At 47.7% G+C, this 25,062-nt stretch carries 24 protein-coding genes, 1 tRNA gene and 1 pseudogene; 7 read left to right on the forward strand and 19 right to left on the reverse strand.

The genetic code is table 11. The annotated features are described in order from the left end of the window. Nucleotides 1-3 precede the first annotated feature (3 nt). Nucleotides 4-2,571: a M14 family metallopeptidase gene (locus tag IC230_RS27420; protein WP_191042262.1), complete on the reverse strand. Its 2,568-nt coding sequence runs from the start codon at nucleotides 2,569-2,571 to the stop codon at nucleotides 4-6. 186 nt (nucleotides 2,572-2,757) lie between these two features. On the opposite strand from IC230_RS27420, the gene IC230_RS27425 reads away from it, so the two are divergent. Next, nucleotides 2,758-2,829: transfer RNA gene (locus IC230_RS27425), tRNA-Glu, on the forward strand. Between the two features lie 205 nt (nucleotides 2,830-3,034). On the opposite strand, the gene IC230_RS27430 is transcribed toward IC230_RS27425, so the two are convergent. The 3 genes from IC230_RS27430 to IC230_RS27440 form a co-directional block, all read right to left on the reverse strand. Next, complete coding sequence (locus IC230_RS27430; protein WP_191042263.1) at nucleotides 3,035-4,042, reverse strand: glycoside hydrolase family 43 protein; 1,008 nt, start codon at nucleotides 4,040-4,042, stop codon at nucleotides 3,035-3,037. A 372-nt stretch (nucleotides 4,043-4,414) separates the two neighbouring features. Next, a complete protein-coding gene (locus IC230_RS27435) occupies nucleotides 4,415-5,989 on the reverse strand; it encodes a Na+/H+ antiporter (RefSeq protein WP_191042264.1) in 1,575 nt (524 codons plus the stop codon). A gap of 177 nt (nucleotides 5,990-6,166) precedes the next feature. Beyond that, the gene (locus tag IC230_RS27440) at nucleotides 6,167-7,324 is read right to left on the reverse strand and encodes a DUF4062 domain-containing protein (protein WP_191042265.1); all 1,158 of its coding nucleotides are present in this window, start codon (nucleotides 7,322-7,324) and stop codon (nucleotides 6,167-6,169) included. 282 nt (nucleotides 7,325-7,606) lie between these two features. Between IC230_RS27440 and IC230_RS27445 the strand changes: the two genes are divergently transcribed. Beyond that, entirely contained in the window at nucleotides 7,607-7,777 is a 171-nt protein-coding gene (locus IC230_RS27445) for a hypothetical protein (RefSeq protein ID WP_191042266.1), read from the forward strand. A 9-nt stretch (nucleotides 7,778-7,786) separates the two neighbouring features. On the opposite strand, the gene IC230_RS27450 is transcribed toward IC230_RS27445, so the two are convergent. From IC230_RS27450 to IC230_RS27465, 4 genes are all read right to left on the reverse strand, one after another. Continuing rightward, on the reverse strand, nucleotides 7,787-9,826 hold the full coding sequence (locus tag IC230_RS27450) for a glycoside hydrolase family 127 protein (protein ID WP_191042267.1): 2,040 nt from the start codon (nucleotides 9,824-9,826) through the stop codon (nucleotides 7,787-7,789). 220 nt (nucleotides 9,827-10,046) lie between these two features. Next, nucleotides 10,047-10,196 (reverse strand): hypothetical protein, encoded by a 150-nt coding sequence (locus IC230_RS27455; protein WP_191042268.1) that lies wholly within the window; start codon nucleotides 10,194-10,196, stop codon nucleotides 10,047-10,049. Between the two features lie 20 nt (nucleotides 10,197-10,216). After that, entirely contained in the window at nucleotides 10,217-10,384 is a 168-nt protein-coding gene (locus IC230_RS27460; RefSeq protein WP_191042269.1) for a hypothetical protein, read from the reverse strand. Nucleotides 10,385-10,526: 142 nt separating this feature from the next. Continuing rightward, complete coding sequence (locus IC230_RS27465; RefSeq protein ID WP_191042270.1) at nucleotides 10,527-10,937, reverse strand: DoxX family protein; 411 nt, start codon at nucleotides 10,935-10,937, stop codon at nucleotides 10,527-10,529. A gap of 30 nt (nucleotides 10,938-10,967) precedes the next feature. Between IC230_RS27465 and IC230_RS27470 the strand changes: the two genes are divergently transcribed. Next, nucleotides 10,968-11,396 (forward strand): winged helix-turn-helix transcriptional regulator, encoded by a 429-nt coding sequence (locus IC230_RS27470; protein ID WP_317171854.1) that lies wholly within the window; start codon nucleotides 10,968-10,970, stop codon nucleotides 11,394-11,396. On the opposite strand, the gene IC230_RS27475 is transcribed toward IC230_RS27470, so the two are convergent. The 6 genes from IC230_RS27475 to IC230_RS27500 all read right to left on the reverse strand — a co-directional run bounded on the left by IC230_RS27475 (nucleotide 11,383) and on the right by IC230_RS27500 (nucleotide 17,815). Beyond that, complete coding sequence (locus tag IC230_RS27475) at nucleotides 11,383-13,392, reverse strand: adenylate/guanylate cyclase domain-containing protein (RefSeq protein WP_191042271.1); 2,010 nt, start codon at nucleotides 13,390-13,392, stop codon at nucleotides 11,383-11,385. The genes IC230_RS27470 and IC230_RS27475 overlap by 14 nt on opposite strands. Nucleotides 13,393-13,685: 293 nt before the next feature. Further along, nucleotides 13,686-15,140 carry a decarboxylating NADP(+)-dependent phosphogluconate dehydrogenase gene (gnd, locus tag IC230_RS27480; protein ID WP_191042272.1) on the reverse strand — a complete coding sequence of 485 codons (1,455 nt, stop codon included), beginning with the start codon at nucleotides 15,138-15,140 and terminating at the stop codon, nucleotides 13,686-13,688. Nucleotides 15,141-15,415: 275 nt separating this feature from the next. Continuing rightward, the gene (locus tag IC230_RS27485) at nucleotides 15,416-15,766 is read right to left on the reverse strand and encodes a Rossmann-fold NAD(P)-binding domain-containing protein (protein ID WP_191042273.1); all 351 of its coding nucleotides are present in this window, start codon (nucleotides 15,764-15,766) and stop codon (nucleotides 15,416-15,418) included. 94 nt (nucleotides 15,767-15,860) lie between these two features. Continuing rightward, nucleotides 15,861-16,007 (reverse strand): hypothetical protein, encoded by a 147-nt coding sequence (locus IC230_RS34195; RefSeq protein ID WP_223860886.1) that lies wholly within the window; start codon nucleotides 16,005-16,007, stop codon nucleotides 15,861-15,863. A gap of 32 nt (nucleotides 16,008-16,039) precedes the next feature. Further along, complete coding sequence (locus IC230_RS27495; RefSeq protein ID WP_191042274.1) at nucleotides 16,040-17,191, reverse strand: epoxide hydrolase family protein; 1,152 nt, start codon at nucleotides 17,189-17,191, stop codon at nucleotides 16,040-16,042. 60 nt (nucleotides 17,192-17,251) lie between these two features. Next, a complete protein-coding gene (locus IC230_RS27500) occupies nucleotides 17,252-17,815 on the reverse strand; it encodes a putative glycolipid-binding domain-containing protein (protein ID WP_191042275.1) in 564 nt (187 codons plus the stop codon). 178 nt (nucleotides 17,816-17,993) lie between these two features. Here IC230_RS27500 and IC230_RS27505 point away from each other — a divergent pair, with 178 nt between their 5' ends. Next, nucleotides 17,994-18,338: a nuclear transport factor 2 family protein gene (locus tag IC230_RS27505; protein WP_191042276.1), complete on the forward strand. Its 345-nt coding sequence runs from the start codon at nucleotides 17,994-17,996 to the stop codon at nucleotides 18,336-18,338. 24 nt (nucleotides 18,339-18,362) lie between these two features. Beyond that, nucleotides 18,363-18,929: a dihydrofolate reductase family protein gene (locus IC230_RS27510; RefSeq protein ID WP_191042277.1), complete on the forward strand. Its 567-nt coding sequence runs from the start codon at nucleotides 18,363-18,365 to the stop codon at nucleotides 18,927-18,929. A 198-nt stretch (nucleotides 18,930-19,127) separates the two neighbouring features. Here IC230_RS27510 and IC230_RS27515 read toward each other — a convergent pair whose 3' ends face one another. From IC230_RS27515 to IC230_RS27535, 5 genes and pseudogenes are all read right to left on the reverse strand, one after another. After that, nucleotides 19,128-20,018 carry an alpha/beta fold hydrolase gene (locus IC230_RS27515; protein ID WP_191042278.1) on the reverse strand — a complete coding sequence of 297 codons (891 nt, stop codon included), beginning with the start codon at nucleotides 20,016-20,018 and terminating at the stop codon, nucleotides 19,128-19,130. Continuing rightward, a pseudogene (locus tag IC230_RS27520) lies at nucleotides 20,019-20,483 on the reverse strand (DinB family protein); the annotation flags it as partial. A gap of 146 nt (nucleotides 20,484-20,629) precedes the next feature. Next, nucleotides 20,630-21,742, reverse strand: coding sequence for an epoxide hydrolase family protein (locus IC230_RS27525; protein ID WP_191042279.1), 1,113 nt, complete (start codon nucleotides 21,740-21,742; stop codon nucleotides 20,630-20,632). A 93-nt stretch (nucleotides 21,743-21,835) separates the two neighbouring features. Further along, the gene (locus tag IC230_RS27530; RefSeq protein ID WP_191042280.1) at nucleotides 21,836-22,381 is read right to left on the reverse strand and encodes a dihydrofolate reductase family protein; all 546 of its coding nucleotides are present in this window, start codon (nucleotides 22,379-22,381) and stop codon (nucleotides 21,836-21,838) included. Nucleotides 22,382-22,438: 57 nt separating this feature from the next. After that, nucleotides 22,439-23,029 (reverse strand): Crp/Fnr family transcriptional regulator, encoded by a 591-nt coding sequence (locus IC230_RS27535; RefSeq protein WP_191042281.1) that lies wholly within the window; start codon nucleotides 23,027-23,029, stop codon nucleotides 22,439-22,441. Between the two features lie 154 nt (nucleotides 23,030-23,183). On the opposite strand from IC230_RS27535, the gene IC230_RS27540 reads away from it, so the two are divergent. Continuing rightward, nucleotides 23,184-24,107: an SDR family oxidoreductase gene (locus IC230_RS27540; RefSeq protein WP_191042282.1), complete on the forward strand. Its 924-nt coding sequence runs from the start codon at nucleotides 23,184-23,186 to the stop codon at nucleotides 24,105-24,107. Nucleotides 24,108-24,134: 27 nt separating this feature from the next. After that, entirely contained in the window at nucleotides 24,135-25,019 is an 885-nt protein-coding gene (locus IC230_RS27545) for an SDR family oxidoreductase (protein ID WP_191042283.1), read from the forward strand. Nucleotides 25,020-25,062 lie beyond the last annotated feature (43 nt).

Genomic DNA, 25,062 nt, shown 5'->3' on the forward strand with positions numbered 1-25,062 from the left:
AGATTAATTGCCAACCATAAATACGGCGTTACTGAACAACAGTTTACCGTTGTACCAGAAACCTCTGAATAGCGGATTATCGGCCAGATAAATAATGCTACCCCGACCGGAACCTTGAACGCCCATCAGCAGGGTATTCTTTAGTTTCGCTTTGGCATTACGTCCCGAAAAACCCGCTACGTAGTTGTCGGCTTTTAAATAACCTACATTCCACCCATCTTTCAGGAAGTCAAAGTTATACGCGTTCTGGATCAGTGAATAATAGCCATTCGTCAGACCGAAACCCAGGGGATGCGACGTATCGATGTTGACGCGATAAATACTGCCGGGAATATCATCCGAAATAGCCGTCCGTTCGCGGTCGCCGTACAATTTGAGCGAGTCGGTGGGGTTGCCTTTTTTCGCTTTATCGGTTTCGGTAGAAGGCTCCTTTTCTTTTAAACTGAACCCATCTTTACCCGCCAGAAAAGACGTTGCCCGTTCCATAGCGATGAGCTTGCCTCCCGCTCGGACCCATTCCTTGATCGCCGATAAGATCTTATCGTTCAGGAAACGGCCATAATTGTAATTAGTCGGTAGCACGAGTACATCCAGCTTGCTCCAGTCCACGTTGCTAAGCGTATTTCCGTCGAGCAACGTAATGGGGTAATTTAGCTCCTGATCAAAAAAATGCCAGACTTCACCGGCAGAGGGTGGGGGTGTCCCCTCGCCAATAATCAGGCCGACGCGTGGCGCTTTCAGACCCGTAACAAAATCCGATCCGAAATCCGATCCGGTGGTCACAAAGCCTGTTTGCACGGGCGTCAGTTCGGCTCCTGTTCGGGCCGCTTCAGCACGTACAAGTGCGTCGAGACGAGCGCCGAAACGCTCATTGCCCGTGCGGGGCACAATCAGCGTTCCGGATGGATACGTTTTGCCTTCTAATTCAAAGGGTTTTTCCGCAGCCCGAACTCTGATTTTTTGTTTCATCAGGCCAGCCAGCGTTTGTACCGCCGGTAATGACTGCCACTTGATCAGATACGCATACGCGTTTGATGTAGCAGCCGCTGTTGTTGACGTAGTCGTGGTTGATACAGGCGCATTACTCGCTGGATTGATCCGTGTTGTCAAGCCATACGTTTGCAGACTGAAAGCGTAAGGGAGCGACCAGGCCGTAATGTCATACGTAGCTGAATCTTCAAGCGCTGAACTCTGCTCGAACAGAATTTTCAACAGCGTCGATTTAGGTTGATAGGCGCTGATAACAATATCCTCAGCGGCTACCGTTACGCTTTTTTCATTCTTCTGCGTCGTGTAGTTGTAGCCGGGCAGTGCCTGTGACTTGCCTGCGTATCCGAAACTGATTTTGTTACGTTCCAGTAACTGTTGCAACGCTTTTAGCCGACCTGCATCGCCATTGGATTTGATGACGTAGCTTTTATACAGACCAATGGGGGAATTACGCGATTTGTCGAAAAACTGACCAAACTCTTTTACTATTTCAGCCGGTCGATCGGCTACCGATTCGAGCGTCGCGATGCTGGCCGTTACGTGGTGGTCAATACGTTGCCGGAGGGTTAGCGTATCGCCATCGGCTTTTTCGATAGCCAGGCCCGCACGGCCACTGCCACCCTGTTCATAGGTCATACCAATGGCTCCGTTGTAAGTCGGATACGTATCGCCATAGCTCGGGTAAAACAAGTCGAATCGTTCGCGGGTGTAATAAAGCCAGCCGTTCCGGTCGAAATAGCGGCTGCAATACTGCCCGATAATTTGCTGGAACTTCCGCTGAAACGGGGTAATATCTTCGTGATAAGGCTTGGCCGATGGAGCAAAATAATAGGGACTTTCGACGCCCATTTCGTGAAAATCGCCGTGGAGATGAGGCATCCATTGTTGGTATAACGCCATCCGTTGCTGCGTGATTTCCTGTGTTTGCCAGGCCCAGTCGCGGTTCGGATCGAAAAGATAGTGCGTGTATCGTCCGCCGGGCCAGGGCTCCTGGTGTTCACGAGCCGAGGGCGTCGGGTCTGCATTCCGACCGAGCATCTGGTTGTACCAATTCACGTAGCGGTCATGGCCATCCGGATTCAGACCGGGGTCGAGAATAACGACAGTCGAGTTAAGGATTTTTTGTGAAATGGCGTCAGCTGGATTCAGCAACCGATGGAGGACCTCCATAAACGCTTCCGAGCTGACGGCCTCATTACCATGTACGTTGTAGCTAAGCCAGGCAATAGGCGGTTGGGGGGAAGCTGTTGGATTACCGTCCAATAAGCCAATTCGTTTCAGGTTATTCGTCCGGATTTCTTCAAGACGGGCCATGTTCGCTTCCGAACCGACGGCCACCACCATTAGCTGACGCCCTTCATACGTAGTGCCATAGGGGAGGAGCTTAATCCGATTCGGCACCTGACGAGCCAACTGTTCGGCATAGGCCAGAACGCGATAGTGGGGCGTAAAACGATCCCCGATTTTATAGCCCAGAAACGTAGCGGGTGAATCTGGATTGGAGGATATAGAACCAGGTGTTTGTGCAAGCGTACGTAATGACAGAACAGCGAGTCCAGCCAGCAGCAAAATGTGTTTCATGAATGTGATGAAAAAAAAATAGAAAGGCTAACCTCCTCAAAAATAGCAGTAAATCGGTCAGGAAGCCTTTTTTTAGAAAAATTTTGAAGGGCTTTATTGCATTATAAAAACATAGCCCTACCTTTGCACCACGTTTCGCCAACGCAGCAGCTAACAAGCTAAAACGTTGGGTCTTGGACACAAGACGGCCGATTCGTCTAGCGGTTAGGACATCGCCCTTTCACGGCGGTAACACGGGTTCGATTCCCGTATCGGTCACTAACATTTTGCCTAAAAAGCCTGCAGCTTAAACTCTGCAGGCTTTTTTGTTTATGGACCAAAGCCTGAAAAAAGCTGAGTAGTAGGGACCAACATGAAAAGTCGTAGGATAGGGAAATAGGATGCCATCAAGCGAAGTGAGTGCAACAACTAGTACCGTACTCAACAACATTGCGCAAACGAGTAAAGCACCATTTTCCGGCCGTTACTTCGCTAGGATATACGGTTTGCCGGTAACCAGCTTATCGCCGGACAAATCGACTTCGAACAGATGCGGATTACGGACGGTACGTCCATTTACGCTTTTATGACTGTGAATGGACATCAACAGCTTACCGTCCAGCGTACGAAACAGCATTCCGTGTCCGTAATTATGGGGCGTAATGGGATCTTTTTCCTGCACCCAGGGACCATCCAGGGTGCCACTTTTTGAGTAAGCAACCCCTTGTGTATAAACGTCATAAATCCAGCTGGTCCAGATCATTCCTAACCGCCCGGTTTTCGTATTGAACAGGTAAGGTCCATCCGTGACTTTATTCGGATGGACCTTACCTGTTGAGTCTTTCTCGCGGCTCCAGGGCGAATCGCTGGCACGAAACAAGACCTCGCCTGTGCCGATCGAGCCGCTCAAATCAGGTTTCAGTTCGATCTTTTCGATGGTTCCGTTCAGATTCTGCAACCATTCGTAGCAATAGACCATGTACGGCTTACCATTTTTGTCGACCCATAAGGTTCCGTCCAGCGTAGGCTTGTCGGCGGGTAGATACGTAGAATCCTGCATGGGTACATACGGGCCATCGGGTTTGTCGCTGACCAGTACGTGGCAGGCCCGCCGTTCGATGGCCCTGCCTTTGACGGTATCAATCTTGACGGCCCTGTTAGTAAACGTAGCGAAATAGTAGTACTTGTTTTTGAAAGGATGAATTTCGGCAGCCCAGATCATCGGATTGGGTCCCATCCATGAGTTCGGATCGGTTTTGGTTACCTTGTAAGGGCCATCCCAAAGCTTCAGGTTCTTACTTTTCCAAAGCAGACCTCCGGTGCCGGTCATGTAGTACGTGTTTGTTGGGCGATCTGCCAGAATAAACGGGTCACTTAACACAATGGAATCCAACGGAACATTTGTTCTAACTTCCCGTACCCTGCCTTCCTGCGCCTTCAAAGCGAATGAAAACAACAAGCAACCTACTAACATCAACCAGGTATTTTTCATAAATCGTCAAGGGTTCCGGGGTTAGGTTTTTGATAGCTTCTGTAGGCCTGAAGCCTTCATCGGCACGTAGCAGAAAGTATTTTCGTTACTGATTATACCCCATCGTGTCCTGTTACGGCAATACACTACGTATCATGACTAACGTAAATTGTGTAGAGAGCATTTTCTGTCATCCCGACGCAGGAGGGATCTTCGGAAATAAGCATCTTTTTTATGTTACCTGAAGATCCCTCCTGCGTCGGGATGACAAAAAATACTCTATAATCAACTAGTAATGAGTTGTAGCCGAGTGCATGAGTCGCCTGTTACGTCGGATAAGATGAAGAAAAACACAGCCGATGCTACGTAGCTGGTGCTGAATGTGTGTTTCTCTCAGCGCAGGAACAGCCGCTCTTCTTCGTGATCCAGATAGTAGAGATGCTTGCGGACAATGTCTTCGTCGAGGGTCATGGTGCTGCGGTTTTTTTCAACCAGCCATTGTCGTTGCCGATCCAGAATATGCCGGTACAGTTCTTTGACCGGCTCGCTAAGGGTAAACGCTTCATCACCCGCTAATTTACGGGAGCTGTGGTCGATCAGTTTTTTGTAAACGGGCTGGGTAAGCTCGTCCTCGCTCAGGTTTTCCCGGATGTATTGCAGGGCCAGAGCGGCAAACTCTTTTTCAATAAAGGCATCGACCTTCTCTTCCGGCTTGACATAATCCCGCTCTTCAAAACCGAATTTTTTTATGATAGCCGGTAGCGTAAGGCCCTGAACAACAAGGGTCAGCAAAATCACGACGAACGTAATGAACAGGATAAGGTCACGTTGTGGGAAAGCGGATCCGTTGTTCAGGTGAATAGGAATGGATAAAGCGGCTGCCAGTGAAACCACACCCCGCATACCGGTCCAGCCGAGCAACAGGGGCGTAGTCCAGCCTGGATTTGAGCTATCGGCTACGGTTATAAAGTTGCGCATCACCAGGGTTGTGATGACGGCTCCGTAGCAGGATAAAATCCGGACAACGATCAGAGCCACGGTAATCAGTACGCCATAGCCAATCGCTTCTCCGATACTGGTACTGCCCAGACCCGAAACAATTTGCGGCAGATCGAGCCCGATCAGGATAAAGACAAGTCCGTTCAGGATAAAGGACGTGCTTTCCCAGAAATTGAAGCCTCTTATTCTGGATCGGCCGCTCAAAAAGTTGTACCGGTTGTAGGACATCAGCAGCCCACCACTCACGACCGCCAGCACCCCCGAACTATGCGCTCCTTCGGCAGCAATGTACATGGCGTAGGGCGTAAGAATGGACAGAGCCATATCGATATTAACATTGGTAGGGAGCAGTTTATGGATTTTCATTAACAGCCACCCAACCAGCAGACCGATGCCTACGCCACCGATTACCATCCACGAAAAGCTAAGCGAAGCATCCTGCACGTCAAACGTACCGGTCGACACGGCTATCAGCGCAAACTGAAAGATGATCAGCGAGGACGCATCGTTGAGCAGGCTTTCGCCCTCCAGAATAGACGACAACCGCTTGGGCACCTTAACGAATTTCATGATGGCGGCCGCGCTGATCGCATCGGGGGGCGACACAATACCGCCCAGCAAAAAGCCCAGCACCAGGGTAAAGCCGGGAATAAAGTGGCGGGCAATCAGGGCGGTGCTCAGGGCCGTAACAAAGACGACCAGAAAGGCAAACGAGAGGATGATACGTCGCCATTTCCACAGCTCTTTCCAGGAAACGGACCAGGCAGCCTCGTACAACAGCGGGGGTAAAAAGATGATGAAGATCAGCTCCGGGTCCATGTTGAGCATCGGTACGCCGGGGACAAAGCTAATGCCCAGGCCAGCCACCACCAGCAACACCGGATAAGCCACTTTTATTTTCTGTGCTAGGATGATCAACAGCAACATGACCAGCACCATCCCCAGATAAAACGTAACGTGTTCAAGCATCGTGATGAAAATTAGGGTATAGAAGCCACTAAAACCACATAGAAAGCAGGCTGGATGCCTGCTTTCTAACGTCCAATATATTGCTTTTTGAAGTTAAGCAGGTATTAGCTGTTATCTGTAGGTATTATTGATTCGTGAATTATTCTGTAAAGTAATTTATAATCTTAATTTTATCGCTTATAGATCTTTTTGTATTGATCTTTCTAATTCTTCGAGCAAATTAACATTTGCTGTAAATTCATTTATGATATCAGTTAAAACACTAACTGTTTCCTTTTTAGCTTTAGCATATTCAGTTGTCATTTGGGGAGTTGCTATTACTGATTGTCTCATTCCGTCTATCTGCTCTATAACTACTATGATAGTCTCTTTTAAATTTATCAGACTCGACACTAAAACTTGTTTTTCTTGTAAATCATCAGTTATACTACTATGTAGCGTTAATACAATGTAATAATACTTGATAAGTAATTTTTGCTGATAATTTAATTTAGAAATCTCTTCCCTTGTCTTTTTGCAATAGGCAAACATATTGCCAGATAATTGGTTAATTAACTTTTTTAGCTCTCTCATTTTGCTAGACTGATCTAGCGCATTTGCAAGATAAATTTTTTCAGTTTTTTTATTTAAATTATTACTTAATATTGTCAAATTATTAGTCATCCTATTATATATTTCCGTTAATTTAACAGATTCTTTCATGGTGATTTCAAGAGCTTCAAAATAACCAATATCTTCAAGATTAGGGCCTTCTACAACTTCTGCTTGTAAATACTCCTCTTGGATAGATACAACCATAGGCACATCAGTCTTGTATTCTTTAAGAACAGAAATTAAACTGAGTCTTAATAATTGTTCAAATTCTTCCGCTTGATTAAATTCTCTATAATAAACACCTTGATCAAATAATTCTTGCTGAAATTTTCGGACTTTTGACAAACTTTCTAAGTCAATATCTTTGAGTGACAAGGGAGGAGTAGTTTTAAAAAAAAATAATACTTCAGTTGATGTAGTCTTATTTTTCTCAAAAGCACGATCAAATTCTTCTTTGGTACCCGACTCAGCTCTATTAGTTGGAGTGCCAAACCTATTCCACATAATACCAATAAAAATATCATAATCATCTGCAATTTGCCTATTAATCACATCTTGAGGATCAAGTCCAATTGATGGATGTGTGTGAGTTTTCCATGCAACTAATTCAAGTTTAATTGCATTATTTGAATAGTTGCCAATGTTAATTTCATCAATGACTTTTTTGACAATTTGACGTTCTGCTTTTACATCTCCTGGTGAAGCTAGAAATATTTTGTAAAGAGTAATATTGGTAGGCATAAAAACTTAGTTTAATTTTTAATTATTCAAATAAAAGGTTCAAATTTATTTTTAAAACTAGTACTATTCCGTCTTCCTTATTGATCCGTGAATGAGTCTATGAAGAAATGTAATGGTTAAAGTTGTCATGGAATAACCAATCCTGCAAAATCCAGCTTTAATCTTTAAAGACTCACTCACGGATCAATAATATATTTTAGCAAAGTCATTGCAGACGATTTCCTATAAGCAGCATGAAGCTTTATTTCTTTTACTATACTTGTATTAAGTTTTATAAATACAATGAAACAAGTTGTTAAGAAACCGACTTTACAAGATCAACAGGTAGCAGATGAACCGCTATTGTCCTCTACAGAGGAGGTTCCAGAAAAGGAATCAGAAAAAACAGCACGTAAAGACCATCTACGTTTTTTAGTCGAGCAAGCGCAGGAGCTTAACCTGGGTTACGAATGATTCAACTTTCTATTTCTCTGCCACCCACACCTTATACGAATAAACGCCCCGGTTGCTGAAGGTGTAGAACGGGATGGCGGTGAAGGAAACCGGTTTCGCGTTTTTGTCTGTAGCCTGTCCCGTAATTACGTTGACGCCGTTTAGCAGGCTGGCTTGGTACGTTAGTTTCAGGGGCGTATTGGCGGGTAGAGTGAGGTCGTTCAGGTTGGGGTTGTCGATGCTTTCCAGTCCGTACACGATGGGGCCGGATGCCAGCGCTACCTTGCCTTTGATCGTCTGAATCGAATCACTGGGCGAGACGATCCTGGGTTGAATCGGCAGACTTAGCTCGATACGATCGCCTTTTTTCCAGGTTCGGCGGATCGCTACGTATCCGTTCTGCGGCTGCACTGACACGGCTTTCCCGTTCACCTTCAGCGACACCGGTTCCTGTACGGTCGAGGTGTATAAATTGAACGGATTCTCCTGACTGTGCGCCCATCCCGGTATCCGCACCTTCACCGTAAACGCCTTTGTAGCCGTCGGATTCACAACAATTACCGACTCACCTTTCCAGGGGTAATGTGTCACCTGCTTCAGGTTGACGCTGGTTCCTGCAACGGTCAGGTCGGCCTGGCTACCGATGAACAGGTTCACGTAGGCGGCATCCTGGTCATAGGCGTAGATGAAACCCGGCATGGCCGACACCATTTTCAACAGCATCGGCGGGCAGCAGGGGCAGCTATGCCAGGCCCAACGCTTGTGATCGGTTGCCACCAGCGGGTTCTCGTAGAAATAATGATCGCCCTTGAGCGACACGCTGGACAGCAAGTTGTTGTACAGCACCCGTTCCAGTTCGTCGATGTATTTGCCGTCGGCTTCCAGTTCGTTCATTCGCTGGCTGAAAAAAGCCGAACCGATAGCCGCACAGGATTCCAGATAGGCCGATTCGGGCATAAAAAAGTTCTTGCCAAATCGTTCGCCGTCGGCAATGGCGCCTTCGCCCCCGGTGATGAACATCCGCTTACCGATCATATTGTCCCAGTAATTGTTGGCCGTTTCGACGTAGCGCGGATCGTTGTTTTCCAGCGCCGTAGCCGCTACGCCCGTTGCCAGCAACGTAGCACGAACGGCGTGGCCCTCAATGGTTTTCTGCTGAAAGACCGACATGTGATCCTGATTGTACGATTCATCGCTTTTGCGGGCGTATCGACCGTCTTTGTCGCCGTAGTTGCCCCGGTTCTCGATCCAGAACGTAGCGAGTTGGTAGTAGTGCTTTTCGTCTACTGGTACGCTCATCTTCGCTTTCAGCGCCGGTTCGTCTTTAAACAACCAATAGAGTTTCAGAATGGCTTCTTCGGGGCCGCCATGTCCGGGAATGACGTTCTTTTTGGGATCGGGGCCCATTTCCCGGTACATGTAATTGCTGAATTTGGTCGCTATGTCGAGGAGTTTCGTTTTGCCCGTCGCTTTATAATAATGTACAGCCGCTTCGATCAGCATCCCGGCATTATACACATCGTGCTGCCACTTATCGTCCCCGCCGTTGGTGCCCCACCGCTGATCGGGTTTTACCAGTGTTGTATACGTATTGAGGTAACCATCCGGGTCGGCGGCCTGGGCGGCAGCAATGCGGTCGATATACCCGTCGATTTTCTTTTCCAGCTTCGGGTCGGGATATTCGACCAGCAGGTCAGCGGCTCCGCGGATGGTTTCGTACACCAGGCCATCGTACCAGGGCGGACCGTCGTGCTGTCCCGTATTTTTCTTTCCCTGCGCAACCAGATCGAAATTGAGAAAGGCGTTACGTGTCCGGCCAAGTTTAGCTTTCTCGTCAATCAGGTCTTTACGGTCGGGTTCGTAGGCCCCTTCGAGTTTATCAAATACGTCGTACACCGTCTTCGCATCCCATACCTTCAGCTTCGGACTCCAGAACAGATCGTTCACGCTCACTTGCTCCAGCTTCAGCGGGTGAATGATGTGCGTGTGGGTTGACTGAGCTAAGGCAACGTAGGTAGAAAAGCTGAGCAGAAAAACTACACTGAGCGACAGAATGCGCATAACGATCATGCGGTTTGGGAATGTGTTCCTAAAAGCGCCCTGACCGGTGTTTTTAACGGATCATTGGGACAAATGTTGACAAGAACAATGACGCCAGACGTTTGCTATAACCATAGAACGCAGATTTTCAGGGTAATTAGGATCTTATACTAAATTGACGTCAGTATGAGGTAGTGGTGTCGGGTTTGAGAACCCGACACCACTACCTCCCAGTAAAATCGAACGGATCTTAATCAACCATATCAGTTATAGGGCCAAAGGCGTATTCCACAAAAAGCCGGGATGAACCAGCTTCCGTTTCAATTTTGAGTACCTGACCAAGGGCCATAAAGAACAGGATTCCCTCATCGAAATCGTATTCCTGCTGACCATATTTCATCCGGGCGCTGAAGTTTCATTTCAGGGCAATGGATAAAAATCATTGACCATATTCGTTTCTGCATCAGGCAAAGGCATCATGTTGGCCACATTAATGACACTGACCAACGGATGTTCCGGTTTAGGCAATCCTCGGAATTGATGGAATTCGGTTATCGTTTTAAATCGACGAGGTTGAGCAGTACGCATAGGTATGGTTTGTTTGCCCGGCAAAGGTCCGTTTTCCAGCGTTCAGACTTGTAGCTGAATCTCGGCTTGTTGTAGCCGTTTCGTGGGTTATACTTAAACAGTTTGTAAAACCTTTAGGTCTGTAATCGTCAATTGATTCTTTTCACTTTGTCGCAATCGGCACTTTCGTAAATCGACCCCAGGCCACAAAAGCGGCAAGCAGGGCAAAAACGACATTGACACCAATGACTGATGCTTCTCCCCGCACAATATGAAAAATGCTGGCGCACAGCATAAGCACGATTAGGGCAACAGCCGCAATTGGGGTAAGTGTCGGCTGAATACGTAGCAACGAAGGTAGTATCAAGCCAACGGCCCCTGCTAAATCCACGATTCCGGTAAGTCTTACCAACGTAGCCGGAATCTGACCGGTCCAGGGCCACATGGTTGATAAATTGTCGATTGGTTGAGCCAACTTCATCCAGGCCGCCCAGACAAGACTGGCGGCTAGAATGATCTGTACAACCCAAAGAATAACGTGCATTACGGTAAATGATTTTTGCTGATTTGCCATCGTATTGCGTTTCGGTAATGGCTCAAAAGTATGTATATTCGCTATCCGATCGAAAGCGCTTCCTGTTTGGATAGCGCTATCCGAACGGATAGTAACGGAACCCAAAATAACCCTGGATTGATGTTGACAAGCGGAGGCTGCCCGAAGAATATGCTGTCTATCAAAGACGCGTTAGAAGCGCTTGAAGGAAGGTGGAAACTGCTGATTTTGTTTTCATTGACTTCGGGTCCTAAACGCTTTAAGCAGATCGCTAAAGACGTTATCGGGATTACCGACAAAACCTTATCGAAAGAGCTGAAATGCCTGGAGGCCAATCAATTGGTGAAAAGGACCGTCCATGATACGTTTCCGCCAACGGTCGAATACGCCATTACGTCACACGGTCTATCGCTGGAGAAGGTTATTGAGGAGCTGCATTATTGGGGGTTAGCCCACCGCAAGGAGATTATTGGGAAATAGATTGTGTTGGCCAATATGTCCCGACACGGGGCATGTTATCTGGCTGATGATCCAATTCAACAGCTTTTTTCTCAACAAAATACATTTTTATATCACCTTTCCCCTTCGCATTGATAACACCACGATAATCGAACGTAAAGCTGTCGTCGTCTTTCAACAGATTAAAAATCGATTCACTCACATTTACTTTTCCTGGCTGGCCATTGCTTTCGACTCTGCTGGCAGTATTCACCGTATCGCCCCATACATCGTACTGAAATTTTTTGACACCCACTACGCCTGCCACAACGGGTCCGCTGTGTATGCCTATGCGCATCTCAAAAGCAGGCTTACCGATTACATCGTTTTCCTCTTTTCTGTCTGCGATGAACGCCTGCATGTCCATGGCTGCCAGAACGGTATTCCGGGTTGATTGCTGATCTGAGTGGGGGAGGTTACCCGCTGCCATGTAGGCATCGCCAATCGTCTTTATCTTCTCTATTTTGTATTTTTCCGTAATCAGATCAAAGGCTTTGAAACAGGCGTTGATTTCTTCCACCAACTGCTGAGGAGACATCGTTTCGGCCGTTTGGGTAAATGACTTGAAATCACTGAAAAGGATAGCAACAGAACTAAAATTCTGAGCATCCACACTCCCTTTTTCTTTCAATTCATCGGCAATCTCCTTTGGTAAAATGTTGAGCAGTAACTCTTCCGAACGATCCTTTTCTTTCTGCAAGGCTTCCCTCGATCGTCTAACATAATTCAGTCGATTCCAAAGCCCTAAAGCCACAACAACGATAAAGCCTAACGAGACGATGATCATGTTCCGTTGCTGTTCTTTTTTTCGAACTTCTTCTTTATGTTGTTGCTGAATAACCTGTTCTTTTCGGGCATGGGAAACACTATCGACCAGTTGCTGCTTTTGAAACTCCATATTCTGTGCCTGACTGGCAATTTCCTGCAACTGCGAGCTGTCTTTGTGAACGATAGACTTCTCATAAAAATGAAGCGCCGAACTATTATTTCCCAAAGCCTTATAGGATTTGTAAAGGCATTCGCAGGCTTCTCGTTTTAGTGTTAAAGCGCCTAATTTTTCAGCGATGTTGAGACCTTCCTTACAGTTTTCAATCCCCTGAGACCTTTTCCCCATTTTATTCAGCAAATCGCCAAGCGCAATTTTTAAATTGCTGATGTACTGTAGGTTGTTGATTTCCTTACCTATGACCAGACCATGTGTATAATATGAAAGGGCCCGATCAGACTTATTTTGATGATTGAATAATTCGCCTAAACTGTATAGCACTTCGGTTTGCCTCAGCTTATTGCCTAATTTGTTGGCAATGATTAATGACTGGTTAAGGTAATTATAGGCATCGGGATATTTTTGTTGCTTTATATAAATCTCACCGATTCCATTTAAGGTCTGTGCTAGTGAGACGGAATCGTTAATTACTTTTTGTAAAGTATAGGCTTTTTGATAGTAGGCCATACCATTTGAAAAATCTTTGATCGACACATAAATTCCGCCAATATTTTGAGTGGTTGAGGCAATAATTTTTCGATCTCCTATTTTTTTCTGTATGGCAATGGCCTGTTTATACAACTCAAGCGCCTTTAGTTTATTCCCGAGGTAATAATAAACAGCCCCCATGTTGTTCAGGGCCGATGACATTCCTTTTTTATTATTGGCTATTTGATAGACGAATTTACTTTTATCGAAGAATTGAAGCGCTTTTGCGTAGTTACCCTGGTAATAATACGCGAGAGCAATTTGATTAAGACTTTTCCCGGCTCCGTCCAGTTGATTTAGTTTTTGATAGATGGACAAGCTTTTTTCGGCCAATCCTAACGCGTCGACAAAATCGCCTGAGCTCATTTTCTGCTCCCCAGCTTTAAATAAACTGTCAGCTTGGTGTGTGTTTTGTCGATGAGCGGGTGTATCTGCCTGTGCGATTACGTTTTCTACAGTGGTCAGTAAAAATAGAAAAGCAAGAAGTCGCGCTGTATGTGTCACGGTAGGTTACTTGTAAGTAAAGACGTATTTCCGGGTTTATTATACATCATTGAGACGCAACAAGCTAGGTTCTGCCACTATCGAATTAAAAAGAGGTGGCAGAAGCTCATTTGCTGCATAAGTGTTTTTAGTGTCCGGCGCAATGATATTCTCACAAACAAACGTATCCGGTTATTACGCCGGATACGTTTGTTTGTGAGGGTGTTATACTTAATGATGCTCCTGATTGGTAAATGGCTTGGCAATTGTTCTACCAGTTTTTACAAAGTACCGGAATATCACTATACGCTCGTTTAGCTATTGTATGCGGTTGACACTGTATCGCCCCCCTCACCTGTCCAGTTGGTGTGGAAGAACTGACCACGGGGCTTGTCGATACGTTCGTAGGTGTGTGCGCCAAAGTAGTCGCGTTGGGCCTGCAGCAGGTTAGCGGGTAACCATTCGCTACGGAAGCCATCCAGATAGCAAAGCGCGGATGTAAGCGCGGGAACGGGAATACCGTTGCTCAGAGCGGCAGCGCACACCCGGCGCCAACCGGCTTGTGCTGCTTCGATCTTTTGTTTGAAGAAATCGTCGAGCAGCAGGTTCGGCAAGGCTGGATTGTTATCAAACGCTTTATTGATGTCGGCCAGAAACGCCGATCGGATAATGCAACCACCCCGCCACATCAGCGCAATATCACCGTAATTCAGTTGCCAGTTGTAGTCTTTGGCCGCTGCCATCAGCAAGTTATACCCCTGGGCGTACGAAATGATCTTAGCACCATAAAGCGCCATTTTCAAATCATCGATCAGTTGCGCCTTGTCACCCTCAAATTTGGGCTTTGGACCACTAATTACTTTCGCGGCCTGGGTACGTAGTTCTTTCTGCGCCGACAAAAAACGAGCGAATACCGATTCGCCGATCAGGGTTAGCGGAACTCCCATCTCAAGAGCCGCCGATCCTGTCCATTTTCCGGTACCTTTTTGTCCGGCGGTATCCAGAATTTTATCGACCATCGGCTTTCCGTCTTCATCTTTGTACGCCAGGATGTCGGCTGTAATTTCAATCAGGTACGAGTCCAGTTCTTCGGTATTCCACTTTTTGAATACTTCATGCATTTCATCGGGGCTCATGTACAGCAGGTCCTTCATAACCTGATAAGCCTCGCCAATAATCTGCATATCGCCATACTCGATGCCATTGTGCACCATTTTTACAAAGTGACCAGCGCCGTCGCTCCCCACCCAGTCGCAGCAGGGGACACCTCCGTCTACTTTGGCGGCAATGGACTGAAAAATGTCTTTGACGAACGGCCAGGCTTTTTCGCTTCCTCCCGGCATCATCGAAGGCCCCATCAGAGCGCCGATTTCTCCGCCGGAAACGCCGGTTCCAACGTAAAGAAATCCTTTGCTTTCTACGTATTTGGTCCGACGAATGGTATCGACGAAATACGAGTTCCCTCCATCGATGATGATATCGCCCGGCTCCAGGTGTGGAATGATCAGTTCAATAAAATCATCGACGGCCTGGCCGGCCTTCACCAGCAACATCACTTTACGGGGTCTTTTAAGAGAAGCAATTAATTCTTCAATGGAACGCGTGCCAATGAAGTTTTTCTGGAAACCTCTGCCGCCGATAAATTTGTCTACCTTCTCCACTGTTCGATTCGAAACAGCGACAGTAAACCCTTTACTTTCCATGTTGAGCACGAGGTTTTCCCCCATGACGGCCAGGCCGATTAAGCCGATATCTGCAAGCTTTGTCATTATGATGTGATTTGTTAAACTATACCAGACAGGACACACCTTGCCGGAGAAATCGGCTCGCTGCTGTTCCTGTCAATACTTAAAGCATTTTTACCGCTTTTGATAACCTATTGTACTGGTCAGTGGCGCGTAAATATACAGATGTCCTGTTCGCTAACTTTCCTATACAATCTGGATTGAACGGATAATAACGAATGAACAAACGCATCGAAGCCGCAGAATGATGGATTATCTGCGGCTTCGATGCGTTTGTAATGGCTAAGAAGATGGTTGACTTAGTGGAGGCAGGCTCTTAGATAAACTAAACAGACTGCTTCATCTGGTTGAACCAGATACGCAAATCTTTGGCGGAGCCGTTGGCTCTGTCTGCGCTGGTGCCGTAGGTCAGTTCCGTTTTGCTTCAGTTGCTCAAAAATTGCGTCGATAGAACCGCTTACGGATGGAGCATGGTCGTGTAAGCCTTTACCACCCAAACCTGTATTGAGGGCGGGCGGAATTACTTCGATCACCTCAACGCCTTTCGCTTTTACCAGCGCCCGTAACGACAGCGTAAACGAGCGAAAAAATGCCTTGATAGCCGAATAGACTGGTAGTGGTAGGTCAATCTTACATCTTCGGATACGCATAGATGAGACATCCAACGATAACGCCCTCTATAATCCACATATAAAGCGTGTTATAGTTTACGATCCGTCGAATCAGAAAGTGAAATCCAGCGGCTCACAGGGCAATAGGAATGCCGAAAATGAACTGGAGCACATTGTTTTCCTGCTGGGGATGGACGAAGCCATAACCGATTATGATCACACCCATAAGGGCGATAATCATAAGTGGGGTTATGATATCGAATATCTTTGCGAAGTTCATGATCGCTGCTGGTTAGGTTAGTAACTAGTGTGTCATCTACTACGTAGTGGCCGGAAGAAATCGCGCAATTCATCCGCCAGCGTTTCGGGTTCTTCTAAAGCCGCAAAGTGACCACCATGCGGCATCTTACTCCACCGCTGGATGTTCAGACTACGTTCGGCAAACTCGCGTGGCGGTGGATTATCCTTCGGAAAAATAGCCATGCCTACGGGTACCTCAACCCGCCCGCCCGGTTGGTAGGATGGCGTATGCGTTTCTTCGTAGTACCCCCGAATAGCTGACCCGATGGAGTCGGTAACCCAATACAACATGATGTTGGTCAGCAATTCATCTTTGGTATAAACGCTCTCCAGATCACCGTTGCAGTCGCTCCAGGTGCGGAATTTTTCGATAATCCAGGCGGCTAAACCAACGGGTGAATCGTTCAGACCATAGGCCAGCGACTGCGGTTTAGTACCCTGGACCATCGCGTAGGCGCCTTCCTGCATACCCATCTGCTGCATCTGCTCCATGTACTGCTTTTCGGCATCCGATAGCGTTTTTGGATCAGCGTTCAGGCTAGCCTGAAAGCCAACATCGGTCATGTGCACACCAGTTAACGCATCCGGATATTTCTGACCCAATAGCTCAGAGACAGCCGCTCCTCCATCGCCACCGGCGGCCGCGTAACGGTGATAACCCAGGTTTTCGGTCATCAGTTTATGCCAGTGTTCGGCCACTCGGCCCAGATTGAAACCCGGCTTGGTTGGCTTATCGGAGAACCCAAAACCCGGAAACGATAGCACAATCACATCGAATGAATCGGCCGGGTTTTTCCCAAATCGCGCGGGGTCAGTAAGCATCGGAATGATTTTGTACATCCGGAAGAAGGAGTCTGGCCAGCCATGTGTCAGCACCAGCGGGATTGGATTGGGGCCTTTTCCCTTCTCGTAAATGAAGTGGATATTCAGGCCATCGACCATGGCTTTGTAGTGCGTAAACTGGTTGAGCATGGCTTCCTGCTTTCGCCAGTCGAACTGATTTTGCCAGTAATTGGCCAGTTCTTTCAAGTATTCCCGGTTCGTACCATACTCCCAGTTGGCGTCTTCTGGCTCATCGGGCCAGCGGGTGTCAGCTAAGCGTTCCTTCAAATCATCGAGAACCGACTGAGGAACGTTGATATGAAATGTTTTTGCATTAACCATAGACTATCTACGTTTTTGTTCAAACACTGTTGACTAGTTAACCCACTAACCTCCCGATTGTTAGCCTGACGAAACGCGCCGGAACAAATTCGGATAGTCGATCACCATCTTATCGGCGTCGACGGGGAGGTCGGCGCTAAAAGAACTATCCGGCTGTTGAAATCGGTAGCAATCGTCGGTCAGTCGTATGTATAATTGGCTAACTGAACTGATCTTCCCGGCGGGTAAATCGATATACACTACGTTTATCTGCTGTGGTTGTTCGGACAAAAAGCGCAGCCGCCGAATGGGTAAGGTGTTCGTAAAAGGGGATAAGGTTAGATCAACATCAATGCAGCCAGCCAGCTCCGGTAATAAGTTTCCTTCCCGATCATACCACTCTCCTCGTCCGTTGGTAGTCAACTGTATCAATACGTCATTTGCTGCGTCACTACGTATAATCACTTCCCGCACAGCCCAACGGTTGTCGATACGTATCTGGTAGTGCAGCGAGTAAGGTCTACCCTCATACATGCCAATCAATTGCCCATCGGCCAGTAGTCCACCCTCTGCGGGTGTCAAGATGAAATATTCCAGTCCTGTCCATTGAATAGCTTGCCAGACTACCGTTCGCGCTGTTGTCATCGCCTTCCGTTTTCCTTCGGTTCTCAGACAAACTCTAACGTACTGACTTTGTTTTCAGTGGTAATATGGCAGAACAGCCGTTTATAACCGCTTCACCATTAGATCAATTCGGCAAAATCGCCAAACAAAAAAGTAGCATAGGAATTATACATAGACAGGTTTTCTTACGATTAGAGCTATGGCAAACAAGACCGATGCAAAAGAAGCCGTACTGGCATTTATCAAGGCGCTGAATGACGAAGATTTCGATGCTGCCCGCGGTTTACTTACCGATGATATGTCGTTCGTGGGCGTGATGGGCACCCGCGATGGTGGAGATGTATATATCGAGGATATGAAGAAAATGCGCTTTAAGTACGATGTTCAGAAAGTTTTCGTAGACGGCTCGGATGTCTGTTTGTGGTATACGATTGATATGGGCGGTCCGAAAATATTCAGCAGCGGCTGGTACACGACTGAAGGAGGTAAGGTTAAATCGCTCAAAGTCCTGTTCGACCCGCGTCCTCTTCTTGAAAAAAAATGAATTAGCCAATAAAAAAACTCACTTATGCGAAATGTGATTCTTCAGGAATGGGTTACCATCGATGGCTATGCCGCTGGTCCCAACGGCGAACTCGACTTCTTTCCGGCACCGGAGTTGAGTAAAGATTCGGATGAAGATATCTTCGGCTTTATGGACAACATCGACACGATTCTGCTCGGCGCTGTTACGTACCATATGTTTGCAGATTACTGGCCTCAAGCCACAACGGATATGGAAATCATTGCGGATCGGTTGAATAGTACGCTAAAATTTGTCTTCTCGCGAACGTTGAAGCAAGCACCTTGGGGAAAATGGCAACCTGCAACGGTAATCAGCGCAGATGCTGTTGAAGCGGTACGGGATTTAAAGCAACAACCCGGTAAGGATATGGTTTTATGGGGCAGTATTTCGCTGGCTCAGTCGCTCATGAAAGCGGACTTGATTGACGAGTATCATCTGCGCGTCTGTCCGTCTGTGTTGGGTACCGGCAAAGCGCTCTTCCCCAGTGAGCTTGCCCGTCCGCAAATGAAGCCTATCGATACCCGGACGTATGAGTCAGGTGTCATTTTGCTACGTTACGAGTCAGTCTGAACCGAGTTGAATCTGAGTACTTAACTCTTCAGCTTTTTACGCCTGGTGGTACTAACATCTATTACGAGGAAATCAACAATCCACAAAAATCGCATCGGGTATTACTACACGGCGGCTTTGGCCACATTGATTCTTTCAATTGGATTCTTCTATACTTAGCCGACCATTTCTCATTGATTGGGATTGAAGATCCTTATTCTAATTTCCTGAAAAAAACCGGCTGAGTACCTGTGCCGTTTCGTCAGGCAACTCTTCCGGAAAGAAATGGCCACCCTTGATTGGCCATCCCTGAACGTCGTCGGCCCATTGACGCCACAAACGTAGTGGCCCACCGTCAGCTTCGTACCACGTGTCTAATGGCCCACCAGCACCCCAGAAAGCAAGCATTGGACACTGGATACGACGTCCTTGTTTCTTGTCTTCAGTATCATGTTCATAATCAAGCGTAGCAGCCGCTCTATACTCCTCGCAAATGGCATGAACGTGTGCTGGATCACGCAATGGCTCAATGTAGGCTTCTCTAATTTCGTCGGGAAAGATGGCTTTGGGCGATCCCCAATTGGTCAGGGCATTATCAACAATGGCATCAGGGGCCCCCAGAATCAGTCGTTCGGGCAGAGGTTCTGGTTGCGCGAAGAGGTTCCAGGGCCAGTAAGCATCCGCAAATCGGCGATCGGCGCGATCCCATACGGCTGCTGTTGGTACGACATCAAGAACGGCCAGTCGCTCGATATGTCCGGGATGGTCCAGTGCCAATCGATAAGCAACGCGCCCACCCCGGTCATGGCCGGCAACGGCAAACTGGTCATAGCCGAGCTGATCCATAACATCCACCATGTCTCGAGCCATTGCCCGCTTGCTATAAGGCGTATGCGTTGAATCTGAGAGAGGGCAACCGCTACGTCCATACCCACGCAGATCGGGACAGAGTAAGGTAAACTGGTCAGCCAGCAGGGGTTCTATATCGCGCCACATCAAATGGGTCTGTGGAAAGCCATGCAGCAACAACAGGGGAGGGCCCGTTCCACGTTTGCGGAGAAAAATAATGGTTTCACCGGTAATAAGTTCTAGTTCCTCTATTGTATTCATTTAGCTGTTCCCCAGGTGCTGAATGATATTTTTCAATTGGTGAATATGCCGCTGCGTGTGGATAGCAAGAAAAGAAAGCCACTCATAGCGGGTCAACGGTCCAGTTTTAGGTAATTCGAAAGCCAGACAGATCGGCGTTAGATCATTGTGTTGGGCGTAGGAAATAAGAAGCTGAGTTTGTGTAGTTAAACGACCCAACAATTCCGCTTTCTCGAACGGGCCGTCGTCAGGTAAAATCTCCTTCGGCGATTCCATTTTGATTGAAAAATCAAGAAAAAGAGCTTTAATCCCTTCTATATTTTCATCGATGGGGCGGTTGGCTGGTTTCGTCTCACCGGTAAGAATCGGCATAATGTCGTACGCTTTGGCCAGATGGTCACCAAGCTGAGCGGCTGTCCAGCTTCCGGCGAAAGGCACTTGATTCAGGGCTTCTTCGCTTAAGGGCGACAGTGAATTGAGTAGCTCCGAAAAGGCAGTTTTTAGCTAACTGCTTACGTTCTGGTTTTCAGGAGCGGACGATTTGTTAACGAGTTCACTATTCATCGGTGAATCTGTTTTGTTGCCTATCAGTAGTTAGTTGATTAACTAAAACCGCTCATTATGAGTGGTATCTATCGTTTGTTCAGCATTTGAACGAATGTCTGAAAATCGTTGGCCCAGATGTCCGGCGCTTCCCAGGCCGTAAAATGACCGCCTTTTTCCAGATCAGTGAAATGAATCAGGTTGACTCGGCGCTCGGCCCATTCACGCGGTAGGGGCGCATCCCAGGGGCAGTGCGCTACGCCTGCTGGAACATCACTCTTTTTAAATGGTTTCGGTTCGCTGACTGACTGGATCATATTCTCCCTGTAGATTTGCATGGACGACCCAATGGTCTGGGTGACCCAGTAAATCATGATGTTCGTTAGCAGCTCATCCTGTCCAAAGCGTTTGTCGAGTTCTTCGCCGGTCGATAGTGAACTCATCATGCTCATGATCCAGGCCGCTAAGCCAACCGGCGAATCGGTGAGCGAATAAGCCAGGGTCTGCGTTTTGGTCGACTGAATCATGTTGAAGGCACCTTCCTTCATAAACCAGTCCTGAATAAAGTCAGCGAATTCCTGCTCAGGTTTGGAAAGGCTGGCAAAATCGGTTGTCTGGTCTGGATAGCCGACATCGGTCAGATAGAGACCCCGGAGTAATTCGGGATGATTGTTTGCCAACGACATACTGATTAGCGCACCACTATCACCACCGGCCGAAATGAAGGTTTCGTACCCCAGTTCTTTGGTCATTAAGGTGGCCATCAGATTCGCAGCATTATCCGTTGTCAGCGCTGTACGTTCCGAAAAACCCATGCCGGGAATCGATGGGATTACCAGATGAAACTTGTTTGTCAGCAGCGGGATAACGTTGTGGTAGCGATAGAAGGAATCTGGCCAGCCGTGCATCAGCAAAACCGGTATGGCGTCAGGGTTGGCGCTCGGCTGATGAATGAAGTGCAACGTAACGCCGTCGACTTCAGCCGTATATTGGGGCAACGTATTTAAATAAGCTTCGTGCTGTCGCCAGTCGTATTGGTTCAGCCAATAATCGGCAAGGTTCTGCATGTAGTGCCGGCTTGTGCCGTAGCTCCAGCCAGCGCCTTCTACTTCATCAGGCCAGCGCGTGCGGGTCAGACGTTTTTGGAGATCATCCAGTACAGATTGCGGTACGTTAATGGAGAAAGGCTTGCTCTTGACCATATCTTTCTGCGTTGACTAGACGAAAGATTAACCGTCAGAACCCGTATTATGTTGGCCATCAGGCCTGCCAGGCAGTCAATCTGCGCTGAAAGTTCAATAAGTTAGCTGGTATTTAACCAGAATCAATCCGTTATCGTAAGGCTTTGAATCGATCAAGTGCAAGTTGACCTTCGTCTGGCTCGAACCGAACAAACGTATCCCGTCTCCCAACACGACCGGATTTAGTTTAACTGTCAGTTCGTCAATCAATTGTGCATCCAGCAGCTTACCCGCCAGTTCTCCGCCACCACACAGCCAGATTGGTTTGCCGTCTTCAGCTTTCAGTTGTTGAACAAAGTCGATTTCGTTATCACTGACTACGTCAATCAGGTCGCCAGGTTCGAAGGTAACCGAGGTAGAGAAGATGTAATTTTTTAGGTCGGGGTTGACCTGCGTGTAAGCGGGCTGACCCTTTTGCAGACCGAACGCGTAACCCCACTCATACGTTTTACGTCCCATCAGCACCGCGCCGTATGATTGGATACGTTCCAGAAAATCAGCGACAAACTCGCCTTCGGTCAAAAAGCCATCGATTGAGCCGTCGGAATGGGCAATGAAGTTATCAAACGAGGCCGCTACGTCATAAATTAGTTTTCGCATGAGTAGTTAATTGGGTCTTATCTGCTCAGTCAATTAGTTTGTTATCCTATGGTCAACTTAGCCCTTTGTGGCTACAAGTTGCCCCTGCCGGATTCTGGTAAGCGTTTCCCGGGATACGCCCAGGTAAGAGGCTACCATATGCAAGGGCACTCGCCGGAAAATGCCGGGGTGATTATTTATGAAATACTGATACTTTGCCTCCGCATTGGTGCTGATGTTCATGAGGATCCGCTTCTGGGTGTCGCCAATATTTTTGGTGATTAACTTTTCGGAGAACGTGTTTACCTCAGGAATAGCCGTTCGCAGGCTTTCATAATCGTCGTGTGTCCACAGCACCACCTCACTAGCTTCAATCGCGTCCATGTTCAGCTCGGAAGGGGTCCGGTTGAAATAGCTATCCGGGTCGGTCATCCACTCATGCTCAGCGGTGAATTTCATAATATGTTCGCTACCGTCGGCGGCCACGCTGTACGTTCTGAGCAGTCCCCGCAGCACGAATATCTTATACTGGCAGACTTCTCCCTCCTGCAATAACACCTGCCGTTTTCGCACTTTTTTCAGAGCCGACCTCGAACGAATTAACTGCATTTGCTCATCGGTGATCTCAGGTGCGTACTGCCGAATGTATTGTGCAAAGTCGTCAAACATGTGAAAAAGAAGAGTATTTGTAAAGTAGAACAGAAAATAAGATAAAATGTCTTCACAAAAATGAGTTAAATGTCCTCGTTCTGCACCCTTACAACCCGCTAGCTTTGTGTGATTATCAACGTAATAAAGCTCGTTGCTAAACGGTAGAAATCACATGAAGAAAGTACTTGTTATCGGGGCATCAGGGTTTGTCGGGAGCCATCTCACCAAAGCCTTGTTGACTACTGAATATACGGTCCGTTGTCTGACACGCGACCCATCGCGAATGCCGCACATGGCCAGCGACCAGTGTGAGATCGTACGGGGAGACGTAGCTGACCCGGCCTCCTTAAAACTGGCTCTGCACGGTATGGATGCGGTTTACATTTCCATGCACACCATTGCTCCGCAACAGGCCGGTACGGAAAAACAAAATTTTGTGGAGATCGAAAAGCGGGGCCTGCACAACGTAGTGGAAGCCTGTCTGGAAAACGGTGTTCACCGACTTATTCACATCACCTCGCTGGGTAGTTCACCCAACGAATCCAGCGAGTGGGTGCGCGGTCGTTGGGAGTCCGAGCAGTCGCTATTGAAAAGCGGTCTCAATGTTACGATTCTCCGGCCGGGGCAAATCGTAGGCGCAGCCGGGATGGGTTTTAAAACCATGCTTTCTCAGGCGAAAGGCAGTCTGGCCATCCTTATCGGGAATGGTCAGCAAAAAACAAGAAGCATCGCCATCAACGACCTCGTTTATTACCTCGTGGGCATTCTGAACGATCCTCGCTCCTTCGGTCAGATTTATGATGTAGGCGGGGATGACGTATGGACGGCCGATCAAATGATTGACCTGATCGCCGACGTTTTAAAGAAAAAACATCCCATGAAGATTCACCTATCCACCAGCGTATTAGCGGGGGCGGCTCCTCTGGTAGAACGGTTCATGCACATGCAAAAAGGATCTTTCAACGGTTTTCTAAGTAGCCTGAAAACCGATATGGTCGGCAACCCGCTTCCCATCCGCGCTCTTTTACCGCAACATCCGCTTTCCTATCGCGAAGCGGTTGAACAAGTACTACGTAGTACACAGAATCACAGCTAACTAAACAATTACGAAAAGAAAAATCATATGCGAATATTCGTTACGGGGGCCTCTGGGTTTATTGGCTCCGCCATTGTTCAGGAATTATTGACTGCCGGCCATCAGGTCGTTGGCCTGGCTCGTTCCGAGGAATCGGCCCAAGCGCTCACCAGGGTTGGGGCTGAAGTACTAAGAGGTAGTCTCGAAGATCTTGATAGTTTAAAAAAAGGCGCTGCTAATGCCGATGGCGTTATTCATACAGCCTTCATCCACGACTTTTCCCAATATCTGGCCGCTGCAGAAACAGATAAGCGGGCTATCGAGGCCATTGGCTCCGTACTGACAGGTTCTGATCATCCGCTTGTTGTGACTGGTGGTATATTGGGATTACGAACCGATGGCCACTTTGCTACGGAAGACGATCCGGCTCCTGGATTCCCCCGTGCTTCGGAAGCAACAGCTATGGCGCTGGCAGAGGCAGGTGTCCATGCGTCGGTTATTCGGCTGGCTCCCTCAGTTCATGACGCTGGCGACCAGGGGTTTGTGCCTTTCATCATTAATACAGCCCGGAAGAAAGGCGTGTCGGCTTATGTGGGCGACGGTAGCAATCGCTGGCCTGCCATACACCGCCTGGATGCAGCTCATCTCTTCCGATTGGCACTAGAGAAAGGTGCCGTTGGAGCCCGGTATAATGGCATTGGTGACGAAGGTATACCTGTTCGGGAAATTGCGGAAATAATCGGCAAGCATCTAAACCTCCCTGTCGTTTCGATTGTTCCCGAAGAAGCGGCCAGTCATTTCGATTGGATGGGCCGTTTCATTACGTTCGATAGTCCGGCAACTAGTGTGAAAACCAGACAACAACTGGGTTGGGAGCCTACGAATTCCGGCCTGATTGCCGACCTGAACGTGGGGCATTACTTTGACAGCTGATCAGTGTTGATGCTTTACAATCCGTGACCAAGCCAGAAGGCAT

It is taken from the genome of Spirosoma validum (genome assembly GCF_014699035.1).
Taxonomy (GTDB): Bacteria; Bacteroidota; Bacteroidia; order Cytophagales; family Spirosomataceae; genus Spirosoma; species Spirosoma validum.

Coding starts and splice junctions, on each gene's coding strand:
- IC230_RS27430 (WP_191042263.1), bottom strand. CDS start 4,042: ATGAAAAATACCTGGTTGATGTTAGTAGGTTGCTTGTTGTTTTCATTC.
- IC230_RS27540 (WP_191042282.1), top strand. CDS start 23,184: ATGAAGAAAGTACTTGTTATCGGGGCATCAGGGTTTGTCGGGAGCCAT.
- IC230_RS27440 (WP_191042265.1), bottom strand. CDS start 7,324: ATGCCTACCAATATTACTCTTTACAAAATATTTCTAGCTTCACCAGGA.
- IC230_RS27530 (WP_191042280.1), bottom strand. CDS start 22,381: ATGCGAAAACTAATTTATGACGTAGCGGCCTCGTTTGATAACTTCATT.
- IC230_RS27420 (WP_191042262.1), bottom strand. CDS start 2,571: ATGAAACACATTTTGCTGCTGGCTGGACTCGCTGTTCTGTCATTACGT.
- IC230_RS27495 (WP_191042274.1), bottom strand. CDS start 17,191: ATGGTTAATGCAAAAACATTTCATATCAACGTTCCTCAGTCGGTTCTC.
- IC230_RS27470 (WP_317171854.1), top strand. CDS start 10,968: ATGTATATTCGCTATCCGATCGAAAGCGCTTCCTGTTTGGATAGCGCT.
- IC230_RS27515 (WP_191042278.1), bottom strand. CDS start 20,018: ATGAATACAATAGAGGAACTAGAACTTATTACCGGTGAAACCATTATT.
- IC230_RS27485 (WP_191042273.1), bottom strand. CDS start 15,766: ATGCGTATCCGAAGATGTAAGATTGACCTACCACTACCAGTCTATTCG.
- IC230_RS27510 (WP_191042277.1), top strand. CDS start 18,363: ATGCGAAATGTGATTCTTCAGGAATGGGTTACCATCGATGGCTATGCC.
- IC230_RS27545 (WP_191042283.1), top strand. CDS start 24,135: ATGCGAATATTCGTTACGGGGGCCTCTGGGTTTATTGGCTCCGCCATT.
- IC230_RS27465 (WP_191042270.1), bottom strand. CDS start 10,937: ATGGCAAATCAGCAAAAATCATTTACCGTAATGCACGTTATTCTTTGG.
- IC230_RS27445 (WP_191042266.1), top strand. CDS start 7,607: ATGAAACAAGTTGTTAAGAAACCGACTTTACAAGATCAACAGGTAGCA.
- IC230_RS27525 (WP_191042279.1), bottom strand. CDS start 21,742: ATGGTCAAGAGCAAGCCTTTCTCCATTAACGTACCGCAATCTGTACTG.
- IC230_RS34195 (WP_223860886.1), bottom strand. CDS start 16,007: ATGAACTTCGCAAAGATATTCGATATCATAACCCCACTTATGATTATC.
- IC230_RS27455 (WP_191042268.1), bottom strand. CDS start 10,196: ATGAAATATGGTCAGCAGGAATACGATTTCGATGAGGGAATCCTGTTC.
- IC230_RS27450 (WP_191042267.1), bottom strand. CDS start 9,826: ATGATCGTTATGCGCATTCTGTCGCTCAGTGTAGTTTTTCTGCTCAGC.
- IC230_RS27500 (WP_191042275.1), bottom strand. CDS start 17,815: ATGACAACAGCGCGAACGGTAGTCTGGCAAGCTATTCAATGGACAGGA.
- IC230_RS27460 (WP_191042269.1), bottom strand. CDS start 10,384: ATGCGTACTGCTCAACCTCGTCGATTTAAAACGATAACCGAATTCCAT.
- IC230_RS27435 (WP_191042264.1), bottom strand. CDS start 5,989: ATGCTTGAACACGTTACGTTTTATCTGGGGATGGTGCTGGTCATGTTG.
- gnd (WP_191042272.1), bottom strand. CDS start 15,140: ATGACAAAGCTTGCAGATATCGGCTTAATCGGCCTGGCCGTCATGGGG.
- IC230_RS27505 (WP_191042276.1), top strand. CDS start 17,994: ATGGCAAACAAGACCGATGCAAAAGAAGCCGTACTGGCATTTATCAAG.
- IC230_RS27535 (WP_191042281.1), bottom strand. CDS start 23,029: ATGTTTGACGACTTTGCACAATACATTCGGCAGTACGCACCTGAGATC.